3 protein-coding genes are annotated in these 3,458 nt (G+C 67.7%); 2 read left to right on the forward strand and 1 reads right to left on the reverse strand.

Features of this window, described 5'->3' with window-relative positions:
- Positions 1-72 precede the first annotated feature (72 nt).
- On the forward strand, positions 73-750 hold the full coding sequence (locus C5N14_RS31390) for a hypothetical protein (RefSeq protein WP_243640294.1): 678 nt from the start codon (positions 73-75) through the stop codon (positions 748-750).
- A 219-nt stretch (positions 751-969) separates the two neighbouring features.
- On the opposite strand, the gene C5N14_RS31400 is transcribed toward C5N14_RS31390, so the two are convergent.
- Entirely contained in the window at positions 970-2,334 is a 1,365-nt protein-coding gene (locus C5N14_RS31400) for an MFS transporter (protein ID WP_117673527.1), read from the reverse strand.
- A 206-nt stretch (positions 2,335-2,540) separates the two neighbouring features.
- Between C5N14_RS31400 and C5N14_RS31405 the strand changes: the two genes are divergently transcribed.
- The gene (locus C5N14_RS31405; protein WP_117673528.1) at positions 2,541-3,458 is read left to right on the forward strand and encodes a LysR family transcriptional regulator; all 918 of its coding nucleotides are present in this window, start codon (positions 2,541-2,543) and stop codon (positions 3,456-3,458) included.

A 3,458-nucleotide genomic window follows, 5' to 3' on the forward strand; every position in this document is an offset into this window, starting at 1 on the left:
TAGTGGTTCACCCGCCGGGGAAGCTCGACGAGCTGATCACCCAGGCTCACGATGCGGTGTTCGGGGCCGAGCATGAGTGATGCCGCGGCTAATGGCGCTGAGTTGGACGCGGCTCGGCTGCTGCTTGCTCGGATGGGTATCTCGCCTGCTGAACTATTGGAGGCGGGGGTGGCTCGTCCTCCGTCGCCGACCTTCGCCGAGTACGTCCCTGTGGTGGCGGCTGCGGTCACGGCGGGTACGCGGCGTGCCTACGGCTCTTATTGGAAGCGGGTGGTGGAGCACTGGGGGCAGCGGAGACTGGACGAGCCCACACCGTCAGAGATCGAGCAGTTGGCGGAGTACGTCAAGACGCACGTGGTGGCTCGGCGGAACGCCCGTGGTGGTCGAAGCGCGGCGGAGCATTTGATTGCTGCCTTGCGTTGTCTCTACAAGAGGGCAGTCGCTGATGGGTTCATCGTGGCGTCGGACAACCCTGCTCTGAAGGTGGCGAAACCGCGACGTCTGCCGAGCACGCGGCGGGCAGTGGCGGATACCCGGCTGGCCGAGATCAACGAGGTTGCGGCCAGCACGGGCGACGATCCGGCGCTCGACACGTTGCTTCTGCGGTTGCACACGGAGACGGCGTGCCGACGCGGCGGGGCGCTGGCGCTTCGCCCGGCCGATCTGGACGCATATCAATGTTTGATCCTGCTGCGAGAGAAGGGGGACTCTAGCCCGAGTTTCCGGCTTTTCATGATCGACAAGCGTTGAAAGGGCTCCGGTGCTGGGTTTTTGGCGCCCGGCGGTGTATTACCTGATATGCCGTCGATCGTGGGGAAGCGTCAGGGTGGGCAGACCTACTACTACCTGGTCGAGTCCGCCCGCGTCGATGGCAAGCCGCGCATCGTTTCCCAGCAATACATGGGTCCGGCGGCCGAGGTGATCGCGAAACCGCCGGTGACGGGTACGTCGGCTGTAGGACCCGGCAGGTCAACGGCCTACGCTCTCGGGAATGCGATCGGGCGAGGGTCGCGAACGGCGGCGTAGGCCCAAGACCACGGTGAGGCCAAGGGCCACGAGGAGAGCGTCGGCGGCGAAGGTCCAGTGAGTTCCGCGGGCCACCTGGGCCGGGGCGGCCGTCGTGATGTCGCTGGTGCCGGCGGCGGCGGTGAAGACCGTGCCCATTACGGAGGCGCCGGTGATCAGGCCCAGGTTGCGGGAGAGGTTCAGCATGCCCGAGACCAGGCCACGCTGCTGCGGGGAAACGTCCTTCATGACAGCGGTGTTGTTGGCCGCCTGGAACAGCGCGTAGCTGGCGGTGGTGGCGACCAGGGGCAGGACGTATCCGGCGACGCCGGCGGCAACGGGCATCAAGGACAGTGCCAGTGAGCCGCCGATGAGGCCGCTCAGCCCGACGACCACCATGGCCCTGGTGCCGAAGCGATCGGTGGCGCGGCCTGCCGGGACGCCGGTGAAGGCGCTCACCACGGGGCCTGCCGACATCACCAGACCGACGTAGACCGGATCGAGATGCAAGCCCCGGGCCAGGTGGAAGGGGCCCACGATGAGCGTGGTCATCATGACGATCGATACCAGTGCACTCGTCGTCAGACCGGTGGCGAGGATCGGATCGCGGAGCATCGACAGGGTCAGCAGCGGGGATGAGACCCGGCGCTCGGCGAAGACGAACAGTACGAGGCCTGCGCCCGAGGCGATGAGCAGTCCGATGGCCAGCGGGCCGAACGAGTTGCCCTCGATCGTCATGGCCAGCGCGTAGGCGCCCAGGGTGATCGCCAGCAGGACGGTCCCCAGCGAGTCGAAACGGGGGCGTGCGGAGCTCGGCGCGGAGGCGGGCAGGACCCGCATGGTGAGCGCGAGTGTGAGCAGGCCGAGTGGCACGCCGACGAGGAAGATCGCGCGCCAGCCGAAGCCGCCGATCAGAAATCCGCCGAGGGAGGGGCCCAGTGCGGTGCCGACCGCTGACATCGTCCCGAGGAGGCCCATGACGCTGCCGGTGCGGTCCTTGGGCACGGTCTCGCCGACGAAGGCCATGCTCAACGCCATCATGCAGGCGGCACCGACTCCCTGGACCGCGCGGGCGGCTACCAGGAAGGGAAGGTTCGGGGCGAGTCCGCACAGCAGCGTCGCGAGCGTGAAGACGGCGATGCCGGTCAGAAGGAGGCGGCGTCGGCCCGCGATGTCGCCGAGCCGGCCGGCCCCGACAATGACCGTCGTGATGGCGAGGAGATACGCGATCACGACCCACTGGACCTCGTTGAAGGAGGCGTCGAAGGCCGCGGCCATGGTCGGCAGGCCGACGTTGGCGATGCTCGTGCTCAGCGAGGGCAGAAGCATGGACAGCGACAGTCCGGCCAGCGTCCAGGGCAGTGATGCACGGCGCGCAGGCGACACCTGCTCAGACGCGGTTGCTGGTCTCACGAGGATGGCCTCTTCCTGGAGTCGAGGGTTCGCCTAGAAACATAGGTTCGGGCTCGACGTGGCGGAAGGCGCAAAGATGGAAAACAGATTGTGCACGCAACGCCATGTGAGATCGTGTTCGCATGGCCCGGCCCGATCTGAATCTGCTGATCACGCTGAATGTCCTGCTCGAGGAGGGCAGCGTGACGCGGGCGGGGGAGCGGCTCGCACTCAGTCCGTCGGCGATGAGTCGCGCGCTGGCGCGGCTGCGGCGGGCCACAGGTGACCCGCTGCTGGTGCGGGCCGGCCGAGGGCTGGTGCCCACGCCGCGAGCCGTGGAGTTGCGCGACCGGGTGCGTGCCGTTGTCCAGGAGGCCGAAGCGGTCCTGAGGCCGGCGGAGAAGCTTGACCTGGCGGCGCTGGTGCGGACCTTCGTGTTGCGCAGCAGTGATGGGTTCGTGGAGAGTTTCGGACCCGAGTTGGTGGCCAAGGTCGGCAGCGAAGCACCTGGCGTACGCCTCTGGTTCGTGCAGAAGACCAAGAAGGGCGCCGGTCCCTTACGGGACGGGAGCGTCGACCTGGAGACGGGCGTCGTCGAGCACGTCCCGGCTCCTGACGTGTTGAGCAAGCCACTGTTCACCGACCGGTTCATCGGGGTGGTGCGGACCGAGCACCCGTTGAACAGTGGCAAGGTGACCACGCCCCGGTATGCCTCCTCGCGACACGTGCACGTCTCGCGGCGCGGCCTGACGGAGGGGCTCGTGGACGAGGCGCTTCGCCCCACAGGCCGCCAGCGGGACATCGTGACGGTCGTGGACGGCTTCGGCGCCGCCTTGGCGCTGGCGAAGGCCTCGGACCTGGTTGCCACGGTTCCGGAGCGTCACAGCGCCAACCTGCGGCGAGGGATGCACTCCTTCGAGTTGCCCTTCCCAGCTCCTGAGGTGACGGTGTCGTTACTGTGGCATGTCCGCCTCGACGCGGACCCGGCTCACCGGTGGCTGCGCGACTGCGTGCTGAGTGTGTGCCGCGAAGAGGTCATACCCGCGGTTCAGGGCGTCTAG

This window comes from Micromonospora sp. MW-13 (genome assembly GCF_003434305.1).
In the GTDB taxonomy this organism is placed as follows: Bacteria; Actinomycetota; Actinomycetes; order Mycobacteriales; family Micromonosporaceae; genus Micromonospora.